Annotated in this window: 24 protein-coding genes; 6 read left to right on the plus strand and 18 right to left on the minus strand. The window is 59.8% G+C overall.

Features of this window, described 5'->3' with window-relative positions:
• The first annotated feature begins 44 nt into the window (after positions 1-44).
• The 4 genes from surE to rpoS all read left to right on the plus strand — a co-directional run bounded on the left by surE (position 45) and on the right by rpoS (position 3,457).
• Positions 45-791, plus strand: a complete 747-nt coding sequence (gene surE, locus JLC71_RS05030; RefSeq protein WP_200917668.1) for a 5'/3'-nucleotidase SurE — start codon at positions 45-47, stop codon at positions 789-791.
• Positions 788-1,447: a protein-L-isoaspartate(D-aspartate) O-methyltransferase gene (locus tag JLC71_RS05035; RefSeq protein WP_255517367.1), complete on the plus strand. Its 660-nt coding sequence runs from the start codon at positions 788-790 to the stop codon at positions 1,445-1,447. Before surE ends, JLC71_RS05035 begins: the two co-directional genes overlap by 4 nt.
• 117 nt (positions 1,448-1,564) lie before the next feature.
• Positions 1,565-2,482 carry a peptidoglycan DD-metalloendopeptidase family protein gene (locus JLC71_RS05040; protein ID WP_200917670.1) on the plus strand — a complete coding sequence of 306 codons (918 nt, stop codon included), beginning with the start codon at positions 1,565-1,567 and terminating at the stop codon, positions 2,480-2,482.
• Between the two features lie 24 nt (positions 2,483-2,506).
• Positions 2,507-3,457, plus strand: a complete 951-nt coding sequence (gene rpoS, locus JLC71_RS05045) for an RNA polymerase sigma factor RpoS (RefSeq protein ID WP_255517369.1) — start codon at positions 2,507-2,509, stop codon at positions 3,455-3,457.
• Between the two features lie 65 nt (positions 3,458-3,522).
• On the opposite strand, the gene dapD is transcribed toward rpoS, so the two are convergent.
• The 5 genes from dapD to JLC71_RS05070 form a co-directional block, all read right to left on the minus strand.
• Complete coding sequence (gene dapD / locus JLC71_RS05050) at positions 3,523-4,344, minus strand: 2,3,4,5-tetrahydropyridine-2,6-dicarboxylate N-succinyltransferase (RefSeq protein WP_200917674.1); 822 nt, start codon at positions 4,342-4,344, stop codon at positions 3,523-3,525.
• An 18-nt stretch (positions 4,345-4,362) separates the two neighbouring features.
• Positions 4,363-5,553, minus strand: coding sequence for a succinyldiaminopimelate transaminase (gene dapC, locus JLC71_RS05055; protein WP_200917675.1), 1,191 nt, complete (start codon positions 5,551-5,553; stop codon positions 4,363-4,365).
• A 63-nt stretch (positions 5,554-5,616) separates the two neighbouring features.
• Entirely contained in the window at positions 5,617-6,153 is a 537-nt protein-coding gene (gene msrA / locus JLC71_RS05060; RefSeq protein ID WP_200917677.1) for a peptide-methionine (S)-S-oxide reductase MsrA, read from the minus strand.
• A 14-nt stretch (positions 6,154-6,167) separates the two neighbouring features.
• A complete protein-coding gene (gene queF, locus JLC71_RS05065) occupies positions 6,168-6,995 on the minus strand; it encodes an NADPH-dependent 7-cyano-7-deazaguanine reductase QueF (protein WP_200917679.1) in 828 nt (275 codons plus the stop codon).
• Between the two features lie 33 nt (positions 6,996-7,028).
• Positions 7,029-7,637: a LexA family protein gene (locus tag JLC71_RS05070; protein WP_236250989.1), complete on the minus strand. Its 609-nt coding sequence runs from the start codon at positions 7,635-7,637 to the stop codon at positions 7,029-7,031.
• Between the two features lie 87 nt (positions 7,638-7,724).
• Here JLC71_RS05070 and JLC71_RS05075 point away from each other — a divergent pair, with 87 nt between their 5' ends.
• Positions 7,725-8,699, plus strand: coding sequence for a tRNA dihydrouridine synthase (locus JLC71_RS05075; protein ID WP_308431170.1), 975 nt, complete (start codon positions 7,725-7,727; stop codon positions 8,697-8,699).
• Position 8,700: 1 nt separating this feature from the next.
• Here the strand turns inward: JLC71_RS05075 and JLC71_RS05080 are convergent, their stop codons facing one another.
• The 12 genes from JLC71_RS05080 to JLC71_RS05135 form a co-directional block, all read right to left on the minus strand.
• Positions 8,701-9,204: a FixH family protein gene (locus JLC71_RS05080; protein ID WP_200917681.1), complete on the minus strand. Its 504-nt coding sequence runs from the start codon at positions 9,202-9,204 to the stop codon at positions 8,701-8,703.
• Positions 9,205-9,272: 68 nt separating this feature from the next.
• Positions 9,273-10,712: a cytochrome c oxidase accessory protein CcoG gene (gene ccoG / locus JLC71_RS05085; protein WP_200917683.1), complete on the minus strand. Its 1,440-nt coding sequence runs from the start codon at positions 10,710-10,712 to the stop codon at positions 9,273-9,275.
• A gap of 122 nt (positions 10,713-10,834) precedes the next feature.
• The gene (gene ccoP / locus JLC71_RS05090) at positions 10,835-11,755 is read right to left on the minus strand and encodes a cytochrome-c oxidase, cbb3-type subunit III (protein WP_200917685.1); all 921 of its coding nucleotides are present in this window, start codon (positions 11,753-11,755) and stop codon (positions 10,835-10,837) included.
• Positions 11,756-11,781: 26 nt separating this feature from the next.
• Positions 11,782-11,946, minus strand: coding sequence for a cbb3-type cytochrome oxidase subunit 3 (locus JLC71_RS05095; protein WP_200917687.1), 165 nt, complete (start codon positions 11,944-11,946; stop codon positions 11,782-11,784).
• 8 nt (positions 11,947-11,954) lie between these two features.
• Positions 11,955-12,569, minus strand: a complete 615-nt coding sequence (gene ccoO / locus JLC71_RS05100) for a cytochrome-c oxidase, cbb3-type subunit II (protein WP_200917689.1) — start codon at positions 12,567-12,569, stop codon at positions 11,955-11,957.
• Positions 12,570-12,591: 22 nt separating this feature from the next.
• The gene (gene ccoN / locus JLC71_RS05105) at positions 12,592-14,013 is read right to left on the minus strand and encodes a cytochrome-c oxidase, cbb3-type subunit I (RefSeq protein WP_200917690.1); all 1,422 of its coding nucleotides are present in this window, start codon (positions 14,011-14,013) and stop codon (positions 12,592-12,594) included.
• A gap of 214 nt (positions 14,014-14,227) precedes the next feature.
• Positions 14,228-14,419 (minus strand): cbb3-type cytochrome oxidase assembly protein CcoS, encoded by a 192-nt coding sequence (gene ccoS, locus JLC71_RS05110; protein WP_200917691.1) that lies wholly within the window; start codon positions 14,417-14,419, stop codon positions 14,228-14,230.
• On the minus strand, positions 14,419-16,860 hold the full coding sequence (locus JLC71_RS05115; RefSeq protein ID WP_200917692.1) for a heavy metal translocating P-type ATPase: 2,442 nt from the start codon (positions 16,858-16,860) through the stop codon (positions 14,419-14,421). The genes ccoS and JLC71_RS05115 overlap by 1 nt, the downstream gene beginning before the upstream one ends.
• A gap of 108 nt (positions 16,861-16,968) precedes the next feature.
• Positions 16,969-17,895 (minus strand): 4-hydroxy-3-methylbut-2-enyl diphosphate reductase, encoded by a 927-nt coding sequence (gene ispH / locus JLC71_RS05120; protein ID WP_236250990.1) that lies wholly within the window; start codon positions 17,893-17,895, stop codon positions 16,969-16,971.
• The gene (gene lspA, locus JLC71_RS05125) at positions 17,892-18,368 is read right to left on the minus strand and encodes a signal peptidase II (RefSeq protein ID WP_200917693.1); all 477 of its coding nucleotides are present in this window, start codon (positions 18,366-18,368) and stop codon (positions 17,892-17,894) included. Before lspA ends, ispH begins: the two co-directional genes overlap by 4 nt.
• Positions 18,361-21,228, minus strand: a complete 2,868-nt coding sequence (gene ileS / locus JLC71_RS05130) for an isoleucine--tRNA ligase (RefSeq protein WP_200917694.1) — start codon at positions 21,226-21,228, stop codon at positions 18,361-18,363. Before ileS ends, lspA begins: the two co-directional genes overlap by 8 nt.
• 8 nt (positions 21,229-21,236) lie before the next feature.
• Positions 21,237-22,163, minus strand: coding sequence for a bifunctional riboflavin kinase/FAD synthetase (locus tag JLC71_RS05135; RefSeq protein ID WP_200917695.1), 927 nt, complete (start codon positions 22,161-22,163; stop codon positions 21,237-21,239).
• Positions 22,164-22,302: 139 nt separating this feature from the next.
• On the opposite strand from JLC71_RS05135, the gene JLC71_RS05140 reads away from it, so the two are divergent.
• The gene (locus JLC71_RS05140; protein ID WP_200917696.1) at positions 22,303-24,738 is read left to right on the plus strand and encodes a GGDEF domain-containing protein; all 2,436 of its coding nucleotides are present in this window, start codon (positions 22,303-22,305) and stop codon (positions 24,736-24,738) included.
• A 10-nt stretch (positions 24,739-24,748) separates the two neighbouring features.
• Here JLC71_RS05140 and flgA read toward each other — a convergent pair whose 3' ends face one another.
• Entirely contained in the window at positions 24,749-25,429 is a 681-nt protein-coding gene (flgA, locus tag JLC71_RS05145) for a flagellar basal body P-ring formation chaperone FlgA (protein WP_200917697.1), read from the minus strand.
• Positions 25,430-25,500 lie beyond the last annotated feature (71 nt).

Genomic DNA, 25,500 nt, shown 5'->3' on the forward strand with positions numbered 1-25,500 from the left:
CGTGCCCGACCATCCAGCTAGAATAGGGCTGAGCGGGGGGACGAATGCGCATACTAATTTCAAACGACGATGGTTATTTCGCACCGGGGCTGGCTGCACTGGCCGGCGTGCTGGTCGCCGCAAATCATGACGTCATGGTGTGCGCGCCAGAGCGTGATCGCAGTGGCGCGAGCAACTCGTTGACGCTGGATCGACCGCTGACCGTGCGTACCGCGCCTAACGGTTATCGCTACGTCAACGGTACGCCAACCGATTGTGTTCACCTTGCCGCTACCGGTTTGATGGATGCACTCCCGGATATGGTGGTCTCCGGCATCAATCACGGTGCCAATATGGGGGACGACACCATCTACTCGGGCACCGTCGCGGCAGCAACTGAAGGCTTTCTGCTGGGCGTGCCAGCGATGGCCATTTCGCTGGCATCCCGTAATCCGGTCCATTTTGAAACGGCCGCCCGGATCGCTGCGGAGTTGGTGGCGCGGGCCGTGCGCGAACCATTTCGCGGTGCCGTGCTGCTGAACGTCAATGTTCCTGACCTTCCCTACGAGGCACTGGCGGGAACAAAGGTCACGCGGCTTGGCCGGCGGCATCGTGCCGCGCCGGTCATCAAGGATGCCAATCCGCGCGGAGAGGCCATCTGGTGGGTCGGCCCACCGGGACATGCGGCCGACGCCGCAGAGGGTACTGACTTCCACGCTATCTCCCAAGGCCAGGTTTCGATTACGCCGTTGTCGATCGACCTCACCGCTTATCCCCAGATGGATTTCATCGAATCATGGCAGCGCGCATGAATTTCAACGCTTTTGATGGTGCCGGCATGACGTCGGCCCGCACCCGTGCCCGTATGATCGATCGCATCAAGCAGCTTGGTGTCGAGGATCAACGGGTGCTTGCCGTGATGAGTAATGTGCCAAGGCACGTCTTCGTTGACGAAGCCTTGTCGCACAAAGCATACGACGATACTGCGCTGCCGATCGGTCATGGCCAGACCATTTCCCAGCCCTATATCGTTGCGCGTATGACGGAGTTGGCACTTGGCGCCGCACAGCATGAAAAAGTGCTGGAAATCGGTACCGGCTGCGGTTATCAGGCCGCAGTCCTGTCGCAGCTATTCAAGACCGTCTATACCATTGAGCGGATAGGGCAGTTGAGTAAAAACGCCCGTGACCGGCTCAATCAGCTTGGCGTGCGCAATGTGCGGGTTCGGCATGGCGACGGTAGTGCCGGCATGCCGGATGCTGCGCCGTTCGATGTGATTCTGATTGCCGCCGCCGCGCCTATCGTGCCGGAGGACCTGATCGAGCAATTGCGGCTTGGCGGCAGACTGATTTTCCCTGTGGGGGATGAGGTCCAGGAGTTGCGCATGATCGAACGCCATGAGGATGGGGTCGTCGAAACGCGGCTTGAAAAAGTGCGGTTTGTACCGCTTTTGCCCGGTCTGGCCTGAGCATCTGCAGTGATTGCGCGTTGCCGCGCATCAGGCCATTATGCGCACAACCGGTCCATTTACGATTCGCTGTCGGTAACCGGTGTATCCGCTGGCAGCTAAACAAGGAGATCCTTTGTGAGTTGCAGGCCGCGCCTGATCGCCCCGACCGTTTTATTGCTGCTCGCCGCGTGCACCAGCACGCCGCGCCAGCCGGCGCCGATCGTTGATCATACCAATCCGACGCCTTTGCCGGCGACAACCCCCGCGCCCGTGGCTGTGGTGCCGCCGGGGCAATATATGGTCAAGCGGGGCGATACGCTCTATCGGATCGCACTTGATCATGGCTTGGGTTATCGCGACCTGGCCGGCTGGAACGGCCTTGCCGACTTCAATGACATCAAGGTTGGTCAAGTCCTGCGGCTGACCGCGCCAGTCGGCGCCGCCGTGGGTACGCCGGCCGGGGTCGAGGTTCGTCCCTTGGCCGACTCCGCACCGGTTGGCAGTGTCGCGCAGCCGGTTAAGTCCACGGCTAAGCCGGTGAGTACAGTCACCACAGCGTCGGCCGTTGCTGCCAAACCACAGACGGTTTCAGCGAGTAGTCCAGTTAAGACCACTTCATCTTCGGTCGCCTCTGCGCCAAAAAACACAGAAAAATCAACTGCCAAGCCTGCTTCTGGTGACGATGCCGAGGTGACAGACTGGATGGCGCCGACACCCGGCAAGCCAGGCAAAGGTTTTACCGAGGAAAATCGGGGCATTGATATTCCGGGAAGATTAGGACAATCTATCGTTGCGTCAGCGTCTGGAAAGGTTGTTTACGCGGGGTCTGGGCTTCGTGGGTATGGAAAGATGTTGATTGTTAAGCATAACAAGGAGTATTTGTCAGCTTATGCCCATAACAGCAAGCTGTTCGTCAAAGAGGGCGATAGCGTCAAGAAGGGCGAGAAAATTGCTGAAATGGGTAATACCGATACCGACCAGGTTAAGCTGCACTTTGAAATTCGCAGATATGGCAAACCGGTCGATCCCGTCAAATATATTCAGCTTGAATGACCGACTATGAACGATCAAATCGATATGCTGGAAAACGAACCGGGTCTCGATCAAAGCGACGAGACTGAACGGGAAGAGGCGGAAGAAGAAGCTGAGGCTGAGGAGGCCAGTGGCGGTGACGGAGCCGACCATACCAGCTACGAAAGCACTGGCGATGTCACGCAGATCTACCTGAACGAGATCGGTCGCAGCCCGCTGCTGAAGCCGGACCAGGAGCGGGAGCTGGCCCGACGGGTTGTCCAGGGCGATTTTGAAGCTCGCCAGAAAATGATCGAACACAACCTGCGCCTGGTGGTGAACATCGCCAAGCATTACATCAACCGCGGCATGACCCTGCTCGATCTGATCGAGGAAGGCAATATCGGTTTGATGCATGCGCTGGAGAAATTCGATCCCGAGCGCGGATTTCGCTTCTCGACCTATGCCACATGGTGGATCCGCCAAAGCATCGAGCGGGCCATCATGAATCAGTCGCGCACCATCCGCTTGCCGGTGCATGTCATCAAGGAACTCAACGTCTATCTGCGTGCGCAAAGGCACCTGGAGACTCACCTTGGTTACGAGCCGACTCTGGAAGATGTCGCGCATCTGGTTGGCAAGGATGTTGATGATGTTCGACGGATCATGGGGTTGAACGAGCGGGTTGCATCACTGGATGCGCCGCTGGATATCGATCCGATGCTGACGATCGGTGAATCCATTCCGGACGAGCAGAACGAAGGCCCGGAGATGATTCTGCAGAATGCCGAGATTCAGCGTTATGTGCGCGAATGGCTGCGGCAGCTCAATGAAAAACAGCGCATGGTCATTGAGCGGCGTTACGGTTTGAATGGCTACGAGATCTGCACACTGGAGGATCTGGCGGCAAGCTTGAGCCTGACACGCGAACGTGTGCGACAAATCCAGATCGAAGCGCTGGAACAGTTGCGCAGAATCCTGCGTCGCTACGGGGTATCTCGCGATGTACTGCTGTAAGTATCGTGCCCAATAAAAAGCCGGCCAATTGGCCGGCTTTTTATTGGGCTGAATGCGCGAACTTATCAAATGCCGCGTAGCAACTCGTTGATGCCGACCTTGCCGCGAGTCTTGGCATCAACCTTTTTGACGATCACGGCGCAGTATAGGCTGTACTTGCCGTCGGCCGACGGCAGGTTCCCTGACACGACAACCGAGCCTGCCGGGATGCGACCGTAGCTGACTTCGCCGGTTTCGCGGTCGTAAATCTTGGTGCTTTGGCCAATATAAACACCCATCGAAATCACTGCGCCTTCTTCAACGATCACGCCTTCGACAACTTCCGAGCGGGCACCGATAAAGCAGTTGTCTTCAATGATGGTCGGATTGGCTTGCAGCGGCTCAAGCACGCCGCCGATGCCAACACCGCCGGAGAGGTGAACATTTTTGCCGATCTGGGCGCACGAACCCACTGTGGCCCAAGTGTCGACCATGGTGCCTTCGTCGACGTAAGCGCCGATGTTGACGTAGGACGGCATCAGCACGGCGTTCTTGCCGACGAACGAGCCCTTGCGCGCGATCGCGTTAGGAACGACACGGAAACCACCTGCACGGAAGTCGGCCTCGGAGTAATCGGCAAACTTCGACGGTACTTTGTCGAAATACTGGGTGCAGCCGCCATCCATGGGTACGTTGTCGTTGATGCGGAACGACAGCAGTACGGCCTTTTTCAGCCACTGGTGGGTATGCCATGCGCCATCGATCTTTTCGGCAACGCGGAGCAGGCCCTTGTCGAGCTGGTTGATGACTTCGTTGACGGCATCTCGCAGTTCGGCAGTTGCTGATGCCGGGGTGATGTCTGCACGATTTTCAAATGCGGTTTCAATCACGGATTGCAGATTGTTCATGCTGTTTTCCTTGGTGGTTTACGAAGATTGGGTGAAGCGAGCGATGCGTTCGGCCGCTTCCAGGCATTCTTCCTGTGAGGCAACCAGGGCAATGCGGATATATCCCGCACCTGGGTTGACGCCGTGTGCATCTCTGGCCAGGAAGGATCCGGGCAGGACGGTTACATGTTCTTGTTGGTAAAGCCGCCGAGCAAAATCGGTATCGCTACCGGGCACTTTGGCCCAAAGGTAGAACGACGCATCCGGAACATCGACCTCGAGCGCCGTTTGGAGGCGGGGTGTTACGGCTTCAAACTTGGCGGCGTACAGGCGGCGATTCTCCTCGACGTGGGCCTCGTCATCCCACGCGACTGCGCTGGCGGCTTGAATCATGGGGCTCATCGCGCAGCCGTGATAAGTGCGGTAGAGCAGGAATTGCGCGAGCAGTCCGGCGTCGCCAGCGACGAAGCCCGAGCGCAGGCCCGGCACATTCGAGCGCTTTGAAAGCGACGAGAACATCACCAGATTCTTGTAGTCGCGACCGAGTTTTGCTGCCGCCTCAAGGCCGCCGAGCGGCTTTTCTTTGCCGAAGTAGATTTCCGAATAGCATTCGTCACTGGCGATCACAAAACCATAGCGATCCGACAGCGCGAACAGCTTCTCCCAGTCTGCGAGCGACGCTACCGCGCCGGTAGGGTTGCCAGGGGAACACACGAAAACCAGCTGGGTACGCGCCCAAATATCTTCGGGGACGGCGGCCCAATCGGGCTGGAAACGGGTTTCTGCGGTGCAGTTGACGTAGTAGGGCTCCGCCGCCGCGAGTAGCGCAGCACCCTCGTAAATTTGGTAAAAGGGGTTGGGCGAAAGCACAATCGGTTTTTTGCCGCCGCTGGTGTCGATGACGGTCTGGGCAAAGGCAAACAGGGCTTCGCGACTACCGTTAACGGGCAGAATCTCGGTCGCAGGATTCAGTGCCGAAATGCCGTAGCGGCGCCTTGCCCAGCGGCTGATCGCCGTACGCAAGGCATCGCTGCCTTGCGTTGCCGGATATGCGGACAGGCCGTCGAAATTGGCAATGAGCGCGTCTTTAACCAGCTGCGGTGTCGGGTGTTTGGGCTCGCCAATCGACAGATTGACGTGAGCAAGCGCCGGATTTGGCGTGATGCCGGCAAAGAGCTGCCGCAGCTTCTGGAACGGGTAGGGGTGTAACTGCGCGAGATGCGGTGACATGGCGGCAGGGATTAGGGAAAACGCTGAGTATAACCCGCCAGCCGGCCCCATCGCGCTCCGTCCTTAGCCGTCGCTGCGGGTCAGCTGCGCGAATTGTGCGTGTAGCTTGCGCACCTTGGGCAAGACCACCGCCATACAATAGGGCTGATTGGGATGCCGGTTAAAGTAATCGTTGTGCTCGGCTTCCGCGGCATAGAAGGTGGTCGCGTCTCTTGTCTCGGTCACGATCGGTGCCGAGAACTGGCCGCCAGCCGCCAGTTCGGCCAGCTTGGCCTGCAGCGATTGCCGCTGCGCTTCGTCGTGCACGAAAACGGCCGAACGATACTGGGTGCCGCTATCGTTGCCTTGCCGGTTCAGCGTGGTGGGGTCATGGGTTGCGAAAAATACATCAAGCAGTGTTTCGTAGTCGACTTGATCGGGGTCGTAGTCGATTTGAACGGCTTCAGCATGGCCCGTCGTTCCGCTGCAGATGCTGCGGTAGTCCGGATTAGGGGTGTGGCCGCCGATATAGCCAGAAACAACCCGTTTTACGCCGTTGATGCGCTGGAATACGGCTTCCAGACACCAAAAACAGCCACCCGCGAAAGTTGCGCGATCCATGTCGTTCCTCTGCTTTATTGGCGTGCGGTACGCAGATTGGACGGCTGCGGCGCGTTGAAGTTGCTGCGGTACGGATTGATGTCCAAGCCCCCCCTGCGGGTGTAACGCGCATAAACGGAGAGCTTGAGCGGTGCACAGCTGCGCATCAGGTCGACGAAAATGCGCTCGACGCACTGCTCGTGAAATTCGTTGTGATTGCGGAACGAAATCAGGTATCTGAGTAGTGATTCCCGGTTGATTGGCTGGCCGGTATAGCTGATCTGCACGCTGGCCCAGTCCGGTTGCCCAGTGACGAGGCAGTTGGATTTGAGCAGGTTCGAAACCAAGATTTCGTTGACCGGGCTATCTGCATCATCACAATGGAGTATGCCCGGTGCCGGGGTGTAGGTTTCGACGTCGATATCCAGATTGTCGATGCAATAGCCATCGAGTTCGGCCAGCTTTTGTTTGCCAAAAGCCGAGGTGTCAATCAGTTCGACATGCACGGTGGCGCCTGCGGCATCGCTGAGGTCATGGCGCAGCAATTCGGCCAAAGCCTCGGCGTTGGTGAGGCGAGTCTGGTTGAAGCTATTGAGGTATAGCTTGAACGACTTGGATTCGATGATGTTCGGACTGGAGGCGGGCACCTCGAACCTGGCCAGTGCCACCTGCGGTTTGCCACGCATGTTCAGCCACGACAGCTCATAGGCGTTCCAGATATCGACGCCCATAAACGGTAGCGTGCTGCCGAGGCCGATTTCCTCGCGCTTGCCGCTGCGCGGAATCGGGAATAGCAGGCTCGGGTCGTACTCGGCCGTGTAGCTGACGGCTTTGCCGAGCGGAGAGTGTTGTTCGTTGCTCATCGCAATCCAGAAGTCATCGGTTCAGGGCGGATTTTAGCGGTATTTACGTATCAGACCGACCATGATGCCAAAGATTTCCAGTCCTTCCTGCGGGCGGATCGGCGCATAGGCGGGATTGTGTGGCAGCAGCATATAGCCCTGTTTATCCCGCCCCAGTTCCTTGAGCGTGTACTCGCCATCGACTATCGCGATAACGATGTCGCCGACGCTGGCGGCATGGCGTTTTTCGACGATGGCAATGTCGCCGTCGTGAATGCCGGCATCGATCATCGAGTCGCCCTTGACCTTGACCATGATGGTGTTCGATGGCTTGGGGATCAGGTACTCATCAATAGTGAGCGATTCGCTCATCGCGTCGTTGGCGGCCGCGGGCATGCCGGCGGGGATCGGAAAATCCGCCAGTTCACGCTCGAAGAACCGCTTGGTCGGTGCCAGGCGCTTGTCCGGAGTCATATCAACGTAGCCGGCCAGCGTTAGTCGCTTGATCAATGCTGATACGGCTGATTTGGAGGCCATCCCGAGCATGTCACCAATGACGGCGTATGAAGGGATGCTGCGGTAATCGGCATAGTAGTCTTGCAGCTTGCCGAGGTATTCCTGGTCGCGATTTGGGTTGCCCATAGCCTGTACGATAGAGAACATTCGTTCCATTAGCGTAGTGAACGATCGTACGCGTGTCAATCCGCGTGCGGTCAATCTGTATCGGCAGGGTAAAATGCCGGAATTGTCTTGAGTTTTGATGCCGTGAAAATCTATCTCGCCCCGATGGAGGGGCTGCTCGACCATTTGTTGCGCGACATGCTGACCCGTACACCTGGGGTGGATATCTGCGTGACCGAGTTTGTCCGTGTCTCGGGTACCTTGCTGCCGAACCGAACGTTCCAGCGTATTGCGCCGGAGTTGCTGCACGGTAGCCGCACGCCGTCCGGCGTGCCGGTGCGGGTGCAGCTGTTGGGGTCGGATCCGGTGTGCCTGGCTGAGAATGCTGCGCGTTTGGCTGAACTGGCGCCAATGGCGATCGATTTGAATTTTGGGTGTCCGGCCAAGACGGTGAACCGCCATCGCGGTGGCGCGGTGTTGCTGGATGAGCCCGAATTGCTGCACGAGATCGTTTCGAGCGTACGCCGCGCGGTGCCGGCGCCAATGGCTGTTACTGCCAAAATGCGCCTTGGCTACAACGATCGCGAACGGATGCTCGATTGTGCGCATGCGCTGGGGAGCGCCGGTGCGGCCGAGCTGGTGGTGCACGCGCGCACCAAGGCCGATGGATACAAGCCGCCGGCGTACTGGCACGAGATCGGTCGGATTCGTGAGGCAGTATCGGTGCCGGTGATCGCCAACGGCGAGATCTGGACGGTCGACGATTATCACCGCTGTCGTGCCGAATCCGGTTGTGACGACGTGATGTTGGGGCGCGGCATCGTCGCCGATCCCGGTCTGGCTGCGCGGATCAAGGGCTTGCCGGCACCGGACTGGGAGGCACTGAAGCCTTTGCTATCGAGCTTCTGGGATAACGTGCTGGTGCATATTCTGCCCAAGTATCAGGCTGGGCGATTGAAGCAGTGGCTCAACTACCTGAAGCGGATTCATCCCGAGGCCGAAGCGGCGTTCGAGCACGTCAAAACCATCAAGGATGCCGAGGTAATCAGCGCCTGGCTGACCGACGGCTGCCCGATTCCGGTGCAGGATCGGGCGAGCCATTGAATCAATGCGGCTGCAGCTTCAGAACGGTATTTCCCTGCAGGGTTTCTTCCGCCTTGAGGCGCCACTGGCCGGCATCATCACCTAATTCCAGCTGCCAGCGATGCGACGGGAGTGGCTTGTCCAGCTGCGCGGCGTACAGCATCGGACCTTGCTCGACGAGCTTGAGCTGCTGATCGTGGCCGGCGATGGTCGGGTGGACGATTTTGAGAAACAGAGCCCCCTCGACTGGACGATTGAGCATGATGCGGATGGCTCGGCTGTCGTCGCTGATCATGATTTGCGCGCTCAGGCCCAGTTCACGTGCCTTGTCATCGCGCGCCAGCCGCTGATTGATCTCTTGGCCTTCCTTGTAATAGTCATCCGAAACCAGGCTATCTTCGCTTTTGAAGGCGATCACAAAGGTGGCAATGCCGGCAACGACAGCAATGGCCGGAAAGGCCATCAGAAACCAGGGCCAGGGCGATTTGTACCAAGGTGTTTGTGGTGGCGTGAAGGACTTGCTCATTACGGACCCTGCTTGTGTTCGTGACGTGATGGACAGCCGGGAGTCCTGAGGATTCCCGGCTATGCGGATTACTGACCGATGAATGTCGCTTTTTCCCGCGTGCTGATCTCGGGTTTATCGATCGCGGTAATGACGAAATGAATGTCGTGGCTGCCCTTGGTCGCGATCTGCGGATCGGCTTGCAGACGGATGCCTACGTCCTGTATTTCGGTCGGTGCGACATCGACCTCGCTGGGGCCGTCCATGATGACGCGCAGCCCGGGTAGCCCTTCGGCAGTGATCCGATAAACATGACGGGCTTCATCGGCGTTTTCGATCTGAACGCGATAATTGTTCTCCAGCCAGCCATCATCGGCTTCCCGCACCAGTGCAACGCGATCCCGGGCGATATTGACCTTGACCGGTTGGCGCAGCACCAGACTGGTGATCGTCGTCACCATGATGATGGCGAGCACGATGCCGTACATCAGGACGCGCGGGCGACCGATGCGCTTGAGCATCTGCCGTTCCGGGTAGTCGCCCTTAAGCGCGTTTTCCGATGTATAGCGGATCAGCCCGCGCGGGTAGTCCATCTTGTCCATGACGCTGTCGCAGGCGTCGATACAGGCGGCACAGCCGATGCATTCATACTGCAGTCCGTCGCGGATGTCGATGCCGACCGGGCAGACCTGCACGCACAGCGTGCAGTCGATGCAGTCACCCAGGCCTTCGGCCTTGTAATCGGCACCTTTTTTGCGACTGCCGCGTGCTTCGCCGCGCTTTTCGTCGTAGGACACGATCAGGGTATCGGCATCGAACATCGCACCCTGAAAGCGGGCATAGGGGCACATGTATTTGCAGACCTGTTCGCGCATCCAGCCAGCGTTACCGTAGGTGGCGAAGCCGTAGAACAGAATCCAGAACAGCTCCCAGCCGCCGAGGGCAAGGATCAGCATGTCGTGCCAGAGTGCACGAATGGGGGTGAAATAACCGACGAAAGTAAAGCCGGTCCACAGCGAGAGGACGATCCACGCGGTATGTTTGACCGTTTTTAGGCGCAGCTTGCGGGTATTGAGTGGGCCGTTGTCGAGTTTGATTCGTGAAGGGCGGTCACCTTCGACCCATTTCTCGATCCACAGGAACATTTCGGTGTAAATGGTTTGCGGGCAGGCGTATCCGCACCAGAGTCGCCCGCCGATGGTGGTCCAGGCAAACAGGCCGAACGCACACAGCAGCAGCAAGGCTGTCAGATAGATGAAGTCCTGCGGCAGAAACAGCAGGTTGAAGATGTAGAACTTGCGGGTGGAGAGGTCGAACAGCAACGCCTGGCGGCCATTGATCTGCAGCCACGGCACGGCATAGAAAAATAGCTGGGTCGCAACGACGAAGAAAATCCGCCAGTTGTTCCACAGTCCGGTCACCCAGCGCGGGTAAATCTTCCGGTGCGAGGTGTACAGATGAATCTGCTCGTACTCGCCGTCGTCCTTGACCACGGTAACGGGGATGTCCTGGAGTTTCTGTTTGCTCATCACGCCTTCCTACTGCTGTATCCGTGACGCATCGCAAACGGTTCTCGTTCTTGATCGGTGCATCAAGATGGTAAAACGGGCGGGGATAACCCGCCCGTTGCACATGCCGGAAGTTTTGCCGCTTATTTGGACGCGGTTTCCGGGTTGTTCGACAGACCATACACATAAGCCGCCAGCAGATGAACCTTGCTGTCGCCGAGGAAGTCCTTCCAAGGTGGCATGACGTTATTGCGACCGTTGGTGACCGTTTCGATGATGGTGGCTTCGGAGCCGCCATACAGCCAGGTTTTGTCGGTCAGGTTCGGCGCGCCGATGTCTTTGTTGCCCTTGCCGTCCGCGGCGTGACAGGCGACGCACACCTGCTGATAAGTCGACTGACCGCGCGAGGCGCGTAGCTCATTGTGCGGTTTGCCGGCAATCTGCATCACGTAGTTGGCGACGTCGCGAACCTTCTCTTCACCGAAGGCTGCACCAAATGCAGGCATCTGGCCGTGGCGACCCTTTTCGACCGTTTCAAGGATCTTCTCGGGCGTGCCGCCGTACAGCCAGTCGCTATCGGTCAGGTTCGGGAAGCCCTTGGCGCCGCGTGCGTCAGCGCCGTGGCACTGGATGCAGTAGGTGTAAAACAGGCGCTGGCCCATTTCACGCGCTTCCTTGTCTTGCGATACCTTGGTGATGGGCATGTTCAGGTATTTGTCGTAGATCGGGCCATATTTGGCGTCGGCCTTGGCGACTTCCTGCTTGAACTGTCCGGTCGAGGTCCAGCCTTTGGCATTGCCAAAGATCACGAGGCCAGGGTAGAGCGCAAGGTAGCCCACTGCGAAAACGATGGTCAGGATGAACAGCCACAGCCACCAGCCTGGTAGCGGATTGTTGTATTCCTGCAGATCGCCGTCCCACTTGTGATCGAGAACCGCGGCTTTTTCGCCTTTCTTGAGCTTGATCACCGCCTGGCTCTTGAGCAGGACGGCAAGCCAGATCAGCGACACGATCACGATCACGGCAATGAAAATGCCCCAAAAACCGCTATAGAAATCTGTCATCTCATTCTTCTCCGTACGGCAGATTTTCAGGCGCGCGTATCGTGCGGGGTGTCATCGTCGAGGAGCGGTGCTTGTGCCGCTTCATCGAAACCGGCGCGGCTCTTGCGGCTGTAAGCCCAGATGCAAATACCGATGAAACAGCAAAAACTGCCGACGGTGACCGAGATGCGAGCGAGGTCCTGAAAATCCATGATCCGTATTACCTTTTGTTCTTGAGTGCCAGGCCGAGACCTTGCAGATAGGCGATCAGCACATCCATCTCGGTCTTGCCTTCAACTTCCTTGGCTGCACCAGCGATGTCCGCATCGGTATAGGGCACGCCCACCTTGCGCAGTGCGCTCAGCTTGGCTGGCATCGTTTCTGCATCGGCCTTTTGTGCGGCCAACCACGAGAACGATGGCATTACCGATTCCGGCACCACGTCTTGCGGACGCATCAGATGGGCGCGATGCCATTCATCCGAGTAGCGACCACCCACGCGGGCCAGATCCGGACCGGTGCGCTTGGAGCCCCACAGGAAGGGGTGGTCGTATACCGACTCACCCGCCACCGAGTAGTGGCCGTAGCGCTCGGTTTCGGAGCGGAACGGACGGATCATCTGCGAGTGGCAGTTGTAACAGCCTTCACGGATGTAGATGTCGCGGCCGGCAAGCTGCACCGCGGTGTATGGCTTGACGCCCTCGATCGGTTTTGTCACCGATTTGGAGAACATCAGCGGCAGGATTTCCACCAGCATGGCGACGCTGATGGTGGCGATCGTCAGGACGATCAGCCAGCCCACGTTTTCTTCAATCAGCTTCTGAGCCTTATTCATTTTCTGTAGGTCCTCTTACAGCTCAGGCGTGCGCAGGCACGGCCGGGATCGGCGCGTTGACCGGCTTGCCGTCAAATACGGTGCGCAGCACGTTGTACATCATCAGGAACATGCCGGAGACGAAGCAGCAACCACCGATGAAACGGATGAAGTAATACGGATGGGTTGCCTTGACCGAATCGATGAACGAGTAGGTCAGCGTGCCATCCGGGTTCACCGCGCGCCACATCAGGCCTTGGGTTACACCGGCAATCCACATCGACGAGATGTAGAGCACGATGCCGAGCGTGGCGATCCAGAAGTGGGCTTCAATCAGCTTGACCGAATGCATCTGTTCACGGCCGAAGAGGCGCGGAATCAGGTAGTAGATCGAACCAATGGTGATCATCGCAACCCAGCCCAGCGCACCCGAGTGCACGTGGCCCACGGTCCAGTCTGTGTAGTGGCTCAGCGCGTTGACGGTCTTGATCGCCATCATCGGGCCTTCGAACGTCGACATGCCGTAGAACGACAGTGCGGTCACCAGGAACTTGAGGATCGGATCGGTACGCAGCTTATGCCAGGCACCCGACAGTGTCATGATGCCGTTGATCATGCCGCCCCAGCTTGGCGCCAGCAGAATCAGCGAGAACACCATGCCCAGCGACTGAGTCCAGTCCGGCAGTGCGGTGTAATGCAGATGATGAGGGCCGGCCCACATATAGGTGAAGATCAGCGCCCAGAAGTGCACGACCGACAGGCGATATGAATACACCGGGCGGCCAGCCTGCTTCGGTACGAAGTAATACATCATGCCGAGGAAGCCGGCGGTCAGGAAAAAGCCGACCGCGTTATGGCCGTACCACCACTGCACCATCGCATCGACGGCGCCGGAGTAAGCCGAATACGACTTCCACATTGAGACCGGGATAAAGGCACTGTTGATGATGTGCAGCAGCGCAACGGCGAGGATGAACGCGCCGTAGAACCAGTTTGCCACGTAGATATGCTTGACCTTGCGCTTGGCGATGGTGCCGAAGAACACCACGGCATAGGCGACCCAGACAATGGCGAGCAGAATCTTGATCGGCCATTCCATCTCGGCATATTCCTTGCTAAAGGTCATGCCAAGTGGGTAGGTGATGACGCAAGAAATAATGACCAGCTGGTAACCCCAGAAGGTAAACGCGGCAAGGCGGTCGGAGAACAGGCGCGCGTTACAGGTGCGCTGGACGACGTAATAGCTGGTCGCAATCAGGCCGCAGCCGCCGAACGCGAAAATCACCGCGCTGGTGTGCAGGGCGCGCAGGCGACCGAAGTGGAAATATTGGCCCAGATTGAGTTCCGGCCAGACGAGTTGCGAGGCGATGAACACCCCGAGCAGCATGCCGACAATGCCCCAGACGACTGTCATGATGGCGAATTGCCGAACCACTTTATAGTTATATGTGGCTTGGTTTTCCATGGGAGCGCTCCGAATGTTCTCCAAGAACGGCGAGTTTTAAAATTTTTTATTCGAACGCAATGTTTTCTCTGGCGAGAGAACAAGTGCCGGGTGATGAAGGCACTTTGCGCAATTTACCGGCGCGACTATAGCGAGGCAGGCACTAGTTCAACCTTGATATAAATCAAGCCGGTCGACGACCAACGTGCATTTTACCGTGCCATACGTCCTTCAGTCAGTTGTTTTTTTCCCTTCGGGCCTCATTTGCGGGTGGTTGCTGCTCTGATCGATCATCGTCTTGCAAGATTCGATGGGCCGGCCCTTCCAGATCATCGAATTGCCCGCCGCGAATGGCATTCCAGAACAGAGCCCCAATCACGATGACCAACAGCACCGATAGCGGAATCAGCAGGTATAGGCTCTCCATCATTTACTCCATGGGCTGCGCGCCAGCCGCAAAGCGTTGAGGACGACCAGCAGCGAGCTTGCCGCCATGCCGACGCTGGCCAGCCACGGCGTGACCCAGCCGGCAACCGCGATCGGCAATGCAACCAGGTTGTAGATCAGCGCCCAAGCAAGGTTCTGCCGCACAATCTGCCGGGTGCGGCGGGCAAAGCCGATCGCCTCGGGGACGCGCTGCAGGCGGTTTTCCAGCAGGATGGCATCGCCGGCGCTGTGTGCGACATCGGTGCCGGCACCCATGGCGATCGAGACGTCGGCTGCGGCGAGCACCGGCGCGTCGTTGACACCATCGCCGATCATCAGCACGCGAGCCCCACCGGCCTGCAGCCGTCGCAGGTAATCGAGTTTTCCTTCCGGCGTAGCCCTGGCTTGCCAGTGGTCGATGCCGAAGCGTTGCGCCAGCCCGCCGGCGGCGATGGTCGAATCGCCGCTGAGCAGGTGCGTGCGCAGACCGCGGTGCTTGAGTGTGGCGATTGTCGTGCCGGCGTCGTGGCGCGGCGAGTCGGCAAGAATGAACCAGGCCAGCCATTCGTTTTCTGAGACCAGCGCCACCAGCGTACCTCCCATTTCGTCCGGCAAATCGGGCTGCTTGGTACGGCAGAACTGCGCTACGAAATCGGGCCGGCCGATGGCGTACGGTATGCCATCGATATGACCGCTCAATCCGCCGCCCGGGTGGTTGATGATATTGCTCGCGGTCGGGTGTTCGCTGGCGGCGAAGGCGCGCGCTAGCGGGTGTTCGGAGTGGGCTTCCAGTGCCGTGGCAAGAGCGACCAAGGTGTTCTCGCCTTGCTTGGCGAGCGGAATCACCATTTCGATCCGGGGCTCGCCCAGCGTCAGTGTGCCGGTCTTGTCAAAAACGACGTCGGTGACGTTGGCCAGGGTTTCAAGTGCGTGGCCGCGACTGACCAAAACCCCGCGCCGTGCCAGCGCGCCGGTGGCGGCTGTTAATGCGACCGGCGTCGCCAACCCGAGCGCGCAGGGGCAGGAGATCACCAGTACCGCAACGGCGATCGGCAGGGCGTGAATGGGGTCGTGAAAATGCCAGAAGACCCAGGTGAGCGCGGCGATCACGAGTAATGCGGCCACGAAGGCGCCTGAGACGCGATCCGCGAGCAGGGCAAGCCGGGGCTTTTCGGCCAGCGCCCGATCCAGCAAGCGCACGATGCCGGCCAGGCGGCTTTCTTCGCCTATGCGTTCGACCGTGGCGATCAAGGGAGAATCCAGGTTGATCGTGCCGCCGATGAGGGCGTCGCCTTGACGTTTTTCGACAGGCAGGCTTTCGCCGGTCAGCATGGCTTCGTTAAGTTGTGATTGGCCTTCGACGACCCGGGCGTCGGCGGGCACCGCTTCGCCGGGCTTGATGAGGAGTACGTCGCCGACCGCCAGGCGGGCCACTGCAGCTTCGTGCACGCTGCGATCGTGCGGATAGTCGGCGAGTCGATGCGCGAATGCAGGAATCAAGGCCGCCAGCTGTTCCAGCGCCGCGCCGGCCTTGGCGCGTGCTTGCGATTCGAGGTAACGGCCGGTGAGCAGCAAAAAGACGAACATCGATACCGAATCGAAATACACCTCGCCGTGATCGGTAATCAGCGCGTAGACGCTGGCGAAGAAGGCCGACAACACACCGAGCGTAACCGGCAAGTCCATGCCGGTGCGGCGGCGCTTCAGGTCTCGCCACGCCGATACGTAAAATGGCCAGCTTGAATACGCGACGACCGGCAGCGTCAGCACCAGACTGGCCCAGTTCATCAGCTTGAGCCAAACGGGTTCGATCTCGCCGGTCGGTGCCAGGTAGACCGGCACGGCGAACATCATCACCTGCATCATCGACAGCCCGGCGACCCAGAGCCGGAACAGCGCCGATTTGCGCGCCTTGGCCTGCGCGGCTTCCTGTCGGGCCCGGTCGTACGGCAGCGCGCGGTAACCGATCGCGGCAACCGCCTCAAGTACGGCCGACAGGCTGGTTTGCGCCGGGTTCCAGCGTACGCGGGCACGATGGCTGGTGTAGTTGATCGATACGTCGCTGACGCCCGGTACGCGGGCGATTTGCCGTTCATTAAGCCAAATGCATGCGGCACAGGTGATGCCTTCGATCATCAGTGCCGCATCGCGCAGCTCGCCATCGGTGGCGACAAAGCCGGCTTGCAGTTGCGGATCGTCGTAGAGCTTGAGCTGTTCGCGCAAGGCCTGCGGCAATGGTTCGGCGCGATCGGCCGGCGCTTCGCGTCGCTCGTAATAGGCGTCGAGCCCCGCGTCGATAATGCTCTGCGCTACCGCTTGGCAGCCGGCGCAGCAGGCCGGCTCGCTACGTTGGCGGTAGTGGATGGAGAAACAGGTGCCATCGGGTACGGATTCGCCACAATGGAAGCAGCAAAGATCGACGGGCGAGGAAACGGCATTCATGGCGCGCATTTTACCCGAATGGATGACCCCGGTCGGACTTGTGTGTCCGGATGGCCGGAAAGCAAAACGCCCCGGCGGAACGGGGCGTTCTTGATTGCACGTGGGCGGTCAAGCCAGCCCTTTGGGGAGGGAAAACACGACGTTTTCCTCGATGCCGTCCATCGGCGAAACCGATTCGGCGCCAAAGTCACCAATGCGCGTGATCACGCGCTGCACCAGTACATCCGGTGCCGATGCGCCGGCAGTAACACCGACGCGGGCGCCCTCGGCGAACCATTCGGGCTTGAGCTCGGTTTCGTTGTCGACCATGTACGAGTCGATGCCGAGGCTGGTGCCGACTTCGCGCAGCCGGGTCGAGTTCGAGCTGTTCGGCGAGCCAACCACCACCAGCACGTCGACATCACGCGCCAGCTGCTTCACCGCATCCTGGCGGTTTTGTGTGGCGTAGCAGATGTCGTCCTTCTTGGGGCCGACGATGTCGGGGAAGCGGGTGCGCAAGGCGTTGACCACGCGCTGGGCATCGTCGACCGAGAGCGTGGTTTGCGTCACGTAGGCGAGCTTGGCGCCTTCGTTGACGACCATTGTCGGTACATGCTCGGCTTCTTCGACCAAGTACATGCCCCCATCGGCCTGCCCCATGGTGCCTTCGACTTCGGGGTGGCCCTTGTGGCCGATCATGATGATCTCGAAGCCTTGCTGGCGCAGCCGCTTCACTTCCAGGTGCACCTTGGTTACCAGCGGGCAGGTGGCGTCGAACACGTTCAAGCCGCGCGCTTCGGCTTCGACACGCACCGCCTGCGAGACGCCGTGCGCCGAGAAAATCACCGTGTTGCCGGCAGGCACTTCGGCCAGCTCTTCGACGAAGATCGCGCCCTTGGCCTTCAGGTCTTCGATCACGAACTTGTTGTGCACGACTTCGTGGCGCACGTAGATCGGCGCGCCATATTTTTCCAGCGCCTTCTCGACGATGGCGATCGCCCGGTCAACACCGGCGCAGAAGCCGCGCGGCTGCGCGAGGATGATCTGCATGCTCATGCCGTTTCCTTTTTGCGGAAGCTGTCCCACACCATCAGCGCCGCGCCGACGCAAATGGCCGAGTCGGCGATATTGAAGGCCGGGTAGTACCAGTTCTGATAGTAAAACTGGATGAAATCGATGACGTGACCGAACAGCACCCGGTCGATCACGTTGCCCAGTGCGCCACCCATGATCAGCGACAGCGCCAGCGAGAACAGCTTCTGGTCGTGATGCTTGCGCAGTGTCAGCACGATAAACACCGACACGCCGAGCGCCAGCACGGTAAAGAAGTGGCGCTGCCAGCCGCCGGCATCGGCAAGGAAAGAAAATGCCGCGCCGGGATTGTACGCCAGGGTCAGGTTGAAAAAGCCCGGAATGACCGGCAGCACGTCGCCGTAGCTGAACGCCGCTTCGGCGGCGTGCTTGCTTGCCTGATCAAGCACGATCACCACAATCGCCAGGGCGATCCATTGCCAGAACCGCTTAGGCATGGACGCGCGCCTCGCCTGCACCGTGCAGGTTGTCGTCGCAACGCGCGCACAGGCCCGGATGACCGGCAACGGTGCCGACGCTGGCGACGTAATGCCAGCAACGATCGCACTTGGTGTAGACCGATGGCGTCACCGCAACGGCGGTTTCATTACCTTGCTTGAGCACGGCTTTCGAGGTGATCAGCACGAAGCGCAGTTCGTCACCGAGGCTGGCGAGCACGGCATGGGCATCCGCTCCCACGGTGAGCTCGACTTCGGCCTGCAGACTGGAACCCAGCTTGCCGTCGGCGCGCAGCACTTCAATGTCCTTCTGCGCGGCGGTGCGCACCTCACGGATCAAGGCGAAGCGAGCCGACAATTCTGCGGCATCGGCGATGGCCGGGATCTTGTGCCAGGTCGCCAGGAAGACGCTGTCGTCGCTGCCGTTGAGTACTTCCCATGCCTCGTGCGCGGTAAACGACAGGATCGGCGACAGGATGCGCACCAGCGACTGTGTGATGTGCCACAGCGCGGTTTGCGCCGAGCGACGAATCGCCGAGTCGGCCTTGGTGGTGTAGAGCCGGTCCTTGATGATATCGAGATGGAAGGAACCGAGTTCTTCCGAGCAGTAGCGGTGGATTTCCTGCACCGCCGAATGGAACTCGTAGCGATCGAACAGCGCGGTAACGCGCTGCTGGAATGCATCGAGTTCGACCAGTGCGTAGCGATCCAGCGTCAGCAGTTGCTCGGCCGGTATCAGCTGATCTGCCTTGAAATCGGACAAGTTGGCGAGCAGGAAGCGCAGCGTGTTGCGGATGCGGCGATACGAGTCGGTGGTGCGCTTGAGGATCTCCTGCGACAGCGACATTTCGCCCGAGTAATCGGCGCTGGCGACCCACAGGCGCAGCATGTCGGCGCCGATGCTGTTGAAGATTTCCTGCGGTTCGATGCCGTTGCCCTTGGACTTCGACATCTTGTGACCCTTGTCGTCGACGGTGAAGCCGTGGGTCAGCAGTTGTTTGTACGGTGCGCGGCCTTCGGTGGCGCAGCCGGTGAGCAGGGACGACTGGAACCAGCCGCGGTGCTGATCGGAGCCTTCCAGGTACAGATCGGCCGGCCAAGCGAGGTCTTCGCGCTGTTTCAGTACCGCGTAGTGGGTCGAGCCCGAATCGAACCAGACGTCGAGCGTGTCTTTCAGCTTGTCATACTGAGCGGCTTCGGCGCCGAGCAGCTCTTCGGCCTCAAGCTTGAACCAGGCCTCGATGCCTTCGTTCTCGATGCGCTTGGCGACGATCTCCAGCAACTCGCCGCTGCGTGGATGCAGGTCACCGGTTTCCTTGTGTACGAAGAAGGTCATCGGTACGCCCCAGTTGCGCTGACGCGAGATGCACCAGTCCGGGCGGTTGCCGATCATCGACTCAAGACGTGCGCGACCCCAGGTCGGGAAAAACTCGGTGTCGTCGACGGCCTTGTTGGCAAGCTGGCGCAGCGTGGTGCCGTTGACCGCCTTTTCCATCGCGATAAACCACTGGGTGGTGGCGCGGAAAATGATCGGTGTCTTGTGGCGCCAGCAGTGCGGGTAGCTGTGCTTGAGCTTTTCGCTGGCGAACAATGCTTCATGTGCGGCGAGGGTTTCGATCACCAGCGGGTTGGCTTCCCACACGGTCTTGCCCGGCGCGAACGGTGCGCTGGCGATGTAGCGGCCGTCGCCACCAACCGGATTATCAACCGGCAGCTTGTAATGCAGGCCAACCAGGTAGTCGTCGAGGCCGTGTGCCGGCGCGGTGTGAACCAAGCCAGTGCCCGCTTCGGTGGTGACGTGCTCGCCCAGAATCACCGGTACCTGGCGATCGAGGAAGGGGTGTTGCAGCTGCAACAGATTCAAGCGCGAGCCATGGACCTTGGCGATCACTTCAGCGGCTTCGATGCCGTAGCGCTTCAGTGCCGATTCGGCCAGATCGGCGGCCAACACCAGCAAGCCCTTGGGCGTGGCGATCAGGTCGTAGTTCAGCTCCGGGTGGACGCACACGGCCTGGTTGGCCGGCAGCGTCCACGGCGTCGTGGTCCAGATGGGCGCGTAGGCTGGCTGGTCCTGCAGGTTCACGCCGCCAAAGGCTTGCGACAGCGCCGCTGTGTCGACAAAACGGAAGCCGACGTCGATGGCCGGCGACACCTTGTCTTCATATTCAACTTCAGCCTCTGCCAGCGCAGAGCCACAATCGACGCACCAGTGCACCGGCTTCTGACCTTTGACGATGAAGTCATTGGCGTGGATTTTGCCAAGCGTGCGAACGATATCGGCTTCGGTCTTGAACGCCATTGTCTGGTACGGGTTGGCCCAGTCACCCCAGACGCCGAGGCGGATAAAGCCTTCTTTCTGGATCTCGATCTGCTTGGCCGCGTAGTCGCGGCACAGTTCACGCACAAAGGCGGCCGGCAGATGGGTTTCCTGGTCGGAAAGCCCGGCTTCCTTGCGATAGGCAACGATGCGGGCGTGGATGTCCGGGTTGGCTTTGACGGCTTTGGCGTCGTTCTTGGAGATTTTTTCGATCTGGTGCTCGATCGGCAGGCCGTGACAATCCCAGCCCGGCACATAGGGCGCATCGAAGCCGGCGAGCGACTTCGACTTGATGATGATGTCCTTGAGCGTCTTGTTCACCGCGTGGCCGAGGTGAATCTCGCCGTTCGCGTACGGCGGGCCATCGTGCAGGATGAACTTCGGACGGTTTTCCTGCTTGGCGCGTTCGCGCAGCTTTTTATACAGCTGTTGGTCTTGCCACTGCTTCAGGAAGCCCGGTTCGCGCTTGGCGAGGTCGCCGCGCATCGGGAACGGGGTGTCCAGTAGGTTGACCGGGTATTTGTTCGACGCTTTTTCGCTCATGGTTTCTCTCAGTGTTGGGCACGTGTCGCGAACCAGTCGCGGGCTTGGTCACAATCTTTGTGGATCTGGGCGATCAAGGGTTCCAGACCCGAATACTTTTCTTCGTCGCGCAGCTTGGCGAGGAAATCCACCCGCAGGTGCTCGCCGTAAATCTCGCGCTGAAAATCGAATAAATGCACTTCCAGCACCGGCGCCGCATTGGCGCCCTTGACCGTCGGGCGCACGCCCAGGCTGGCGACGCCTTGCCACGGCTTTTCCAGTCCGTGTGCTTCAACGATGAATACACCCATCATGGGCGGTTTGTTGTGACGCAACTGGATATTGGCGGTCGGAAAGCCCAGTTGCCGGCCCAGCTTGTCGCCGCCGACCACTCTGCCGGAAATCGAATACGGCCGCCCCAGCAGGGCTGCGGCGTGATCCATATTGCCGTCGGCGAGTGCTGCGCGCACAGCGGTCGACGACACGCGCTCGCCGGCATGAATGATCGTCGGTAGCGCGTGCGCCTCAAAGGCGCTTGATGCCGCCAGCAGTGCGATATTGCCGGCCCGTTTGGCGCCAAAGCAGAAGTCGTCGCCGACGATGACATAGCGGGCGTTCAAGCGTTTGGCGATGATTTCATCGCGAAACGCGCTGGCGTCATAGCCGGCGAAGCGACGGTCGAAACGCTGCACGATCAGATAATCGATGCCTTCGGCGGCCAGCAGCTCGGCCTTTTCTCGAAAGCTGGTCAGCCGTGCCGGTGCGGCATCCGGGGCAAACAACTCGCGTGGATGCGGCTCGAACGTCAGCACGGCCGTGGCGAGCTTGCGCCCGGTTGCGACGGTGCGCACCTTGGCAATCATGGCTTGATGCCCAAGGTGCAGGCCGTCGAAATTGCCGATGGTCAGCGCACAGGGCGGAAGATTGGCGGCGGCTATGCCGCGGATGACTTGCATGATCGGCAATGGCAATCGGTTGCAAAACCATAGATTTTAACGGTTAAGCGGCTGCTTGTCAGGCGCGGCTGCGTCGATGTTTTGCACACGCTTGGCGAACTCTTTTTCTATATTGAAAGGAATTTGTCAGGGGTCGGCGATGAACGAGATTTATCTGCTTGGTTTGCATCTGCTGCCGCTATTGATTGCCGCCCTGGCGATTCATGGTGGGCTACATTGGCTCGAACGTGTCGCGGGCACGACGGAGCGGCGGCAATCCCGCTTTGTGTTTGCCGGTGCACTAGCGATCGGCGGTGGTTTCTGGCTGGCCAGGCTGGCGTGGTTGCTCGCCGCGAGCCCGCAGCGCCTCGGACAATTGCCGCTCCTTCCCGCGTTGTGCTCACTGGGCGTGTTGCTGGCGGGCGTCACTATCGTGCTGCGGATATTGCTCAAACACCGCTTGCGCCTGGTGGGTTGGGCCGCGCTCGTGCTGGCTTTGACCGGGGTGTTGGCGCTGGCCGACTGGTTGGTCGGCGTGGGTGTAGATGCTCAGGCGCCTTGGGGTTGGCCTTGGGCGATAAAGTTTGCGTTGCTGTCGGTTGCTGCGATCGTGACCATGTGGAGCTGCAATTTCTGCCTTGCAGGCTCGGCCTTGCCGTGGCGGAGAATGACGTTGACGCTGGTCTTCGCACTGGCCGTTGCTGGCATGGGTTTCGTGCCGCTTCTGCCGGGAGCCGCAGACGAGGGGGCTGCGATCGATGGTGGCGGGCTGATGACGCTGGCCCTGTTGAGCTTGCCACTGGCCGCGTACATCGTCTTGTCCCCGCCGTTGGCGGAGTTGCTCAAAATCGACTTGGCGGGCGAGGTGCCGGCTACAGGCAGTCCGCGTCACGGGTGGATCGCGTTTGTGCTGCTGCTTGGCGCTATGGCCTTGGTGGGTGTGTGGACCGTGGCCCAGCATCGCAAGGCCCTGCAAATCAGTGCGCCGCAACACGGTGTACTGATTGGCGAAATCGAGCATTTGCAGGCATTGCGTCAGGATCTGGCCGACGTCAACTCGGTGTCTGCCTGGCAGGGTGCCGCAGGTGAAAAACTGCGGCAAAGCTGGCTGGCATGGCAACGCAACGGTGGCGCCGGCGCTGCTGTCGCCGTGCGCAATGCCGAACTGGTGGTGCTGCCTTTACGACTAGATGAGGCTGCGGCGGGGCGAAGTTCGCCGGTCACATTTCAAGCCGCGCGGGATCGGCTTTTTCAATCCATTGACGTTCGGCAGCAGGGCTTGGTCCAGCAACTGAAGCAGGTGCGTCAGGCGATTGGTCGTACTGGCGCGGCAGCTCAGGCCACTGGCGTGGCGTTGCTGTTGACGACGGCTCTGCTGATCGTTGGCGCGTTCTGCCTGGTCGCGCATCTTGCGCGAGGCACCCGGCGCGCCTGGCTGGAGCAGGCACGCTTGCATGCGGATTTGATCGAGCGGGATACAGTCAGCGATGTGCTACAGCACAGCAATGAGTCGCTGGAGGGTAGGCTGGACGCGCTGCGGCGTCATTTGCAGGACGTATCCCTGCAGCGTGAACTCGGGAGGATGCTCGATTGCTGCCAGACGTTTGATGAGGCGCGCGACATCATTCGCTCTTCAATGGCGCGCCTGTTCCCGGAGAGTGCCGGTCAGCTGTTCATCGATAATCCGGCAACCGCGCAGATGGAAGAGGCGTGCCGCTGGGGTGAGTTGCCGAGAACGCAAACAGTTATGACACCAGACGATTGTTGGGGCGTGAGACTGGGGCAGCCGCACTGGGTGCAAACACCGCAAAACGGGCCGCGCTGCAAGCATGTGCCCATTGCGCCGGCCCGACAAAGCCTGTGCATTCCGATGACCGCACAGGGGCGCAATCAGGGAATGCTGACGCTATTGGGATCGCTTTCACATTCGGATTGCCAGTTCAGTGATGTGGAACATCAACTGGCCTTGTCGGTCGCCGAGCAAATATCCATCGCGATAGCCAACCTGCATCTGCGTGAAACGCTGAAACTGCAGTCGATCTCTGATCCGTTAACCGGGCTGTTCAATCGCAGGTATCTGGAAGAATGCCTGCGGCGTGAGCTTGCCCGGGCCAAGCGCAGTCATGGCACGCTGGGCGTTGCCATGATCGATATTGATCATTTCAAGCGCTACAACGACACCTATGGTCATGAGGCTGGTGATGCCGTGCTGCGTGCACTGGCTCAGTGCCTCCTCAATCTGGGGCGGGCGGACGATGTGGTGTGCCGATTTGGCGGTGAGGAATTTACCGTATTGTTGCCGGGCATCGATCACGAAGGCTTGACCGACTGGGGCGAGCGCTTGATGAGTGCCGTACGGCTTCTGGCGGTGGATTTTCACGGTCAACGGCTGATCGGCATCACGATTTCGATTGGCGCAGTGCTATCCATCAGCGCCGATGCGGAAACCGACCCTCCGCTGGAGCGGGCAGATGCCGCGCTGTATGCCGCCAAGCGGGAAGGGAGGAATCGGCTGCGCTGGTGGACCGCGGCGGATCCTACCCGTGCCGAGGCCGAGTCTACGCCGTCGGCGGCACAGCTACAGCCGGCCGACTGAACCGAACCAATCAGGGCGTGGCGTTGACCGAACCATCGGCCATGGCCGTGCCCTGAACGATTTGATTGCCAAGCAAGCGAACCCGCACCAGTTGGCCCTCGGTGGCGTTGTTCAGGGCGGCGCCTTCGTTGCTGACATCAATACCATTCATGCGAACGGTGAGTTTTACCCGTTGCCCCTGGCGAATTACGATCGCTGCGCGAAGCATTTCGGCGCGAAGCAGCGCCCCGCTCGCAAGCGCGGTGCCAAGGGTACGACCGAGCGCCTGAGAGGGGTCGAGCACAATGCTGCCGGGTAATTGCCCGAGGTTGCCCTGCTGTAGCTGGATGTCGGCGGCGCTCAGCACCTGGCCGGCCGGAAGGGGCCGCGCGGCGACGTAATAACTGACGTTTTGGTTGATCTGTACCGGCAGATTAATCGCCCAGCTGGCGCCCTCAACACAGCGAACCCGTACATGGGTATTGCCGATCAGTCTGGCACCTGGCGCCAGCTGGATATCCCTGCGTGCACAAGCAGCCAGCCGAAGCCGGCTGTCAAATTCGCCCACCGTGATCGTGGCCGGTGCCGCCGAGGTGCTGAGCTGCTGCTGCACCCAGCCCTCCACTTCTCGGCGCAAAGTGTCGTTATTCTGAGGGGCCGCCAGTGCGCATGCGCTGCTGATGGCGATAAGGGCTGGGAAGATGAATCGCATCGGGACATTATAACGGTCTGTTGTGATTGCGCCTCATTGGCGCCCATCGTGCTGGCCGGTCATGGAATCGT

This window comes from Jeongeupia sp. HS-3 (genome assembly GCF_015140455.1).
Taxonomy (GTDB): Bacteria; Pseudomonadota; Gammaproteobacteria; order Burkholderiales; family Chitinibacteraceae; genus Jeongeupia.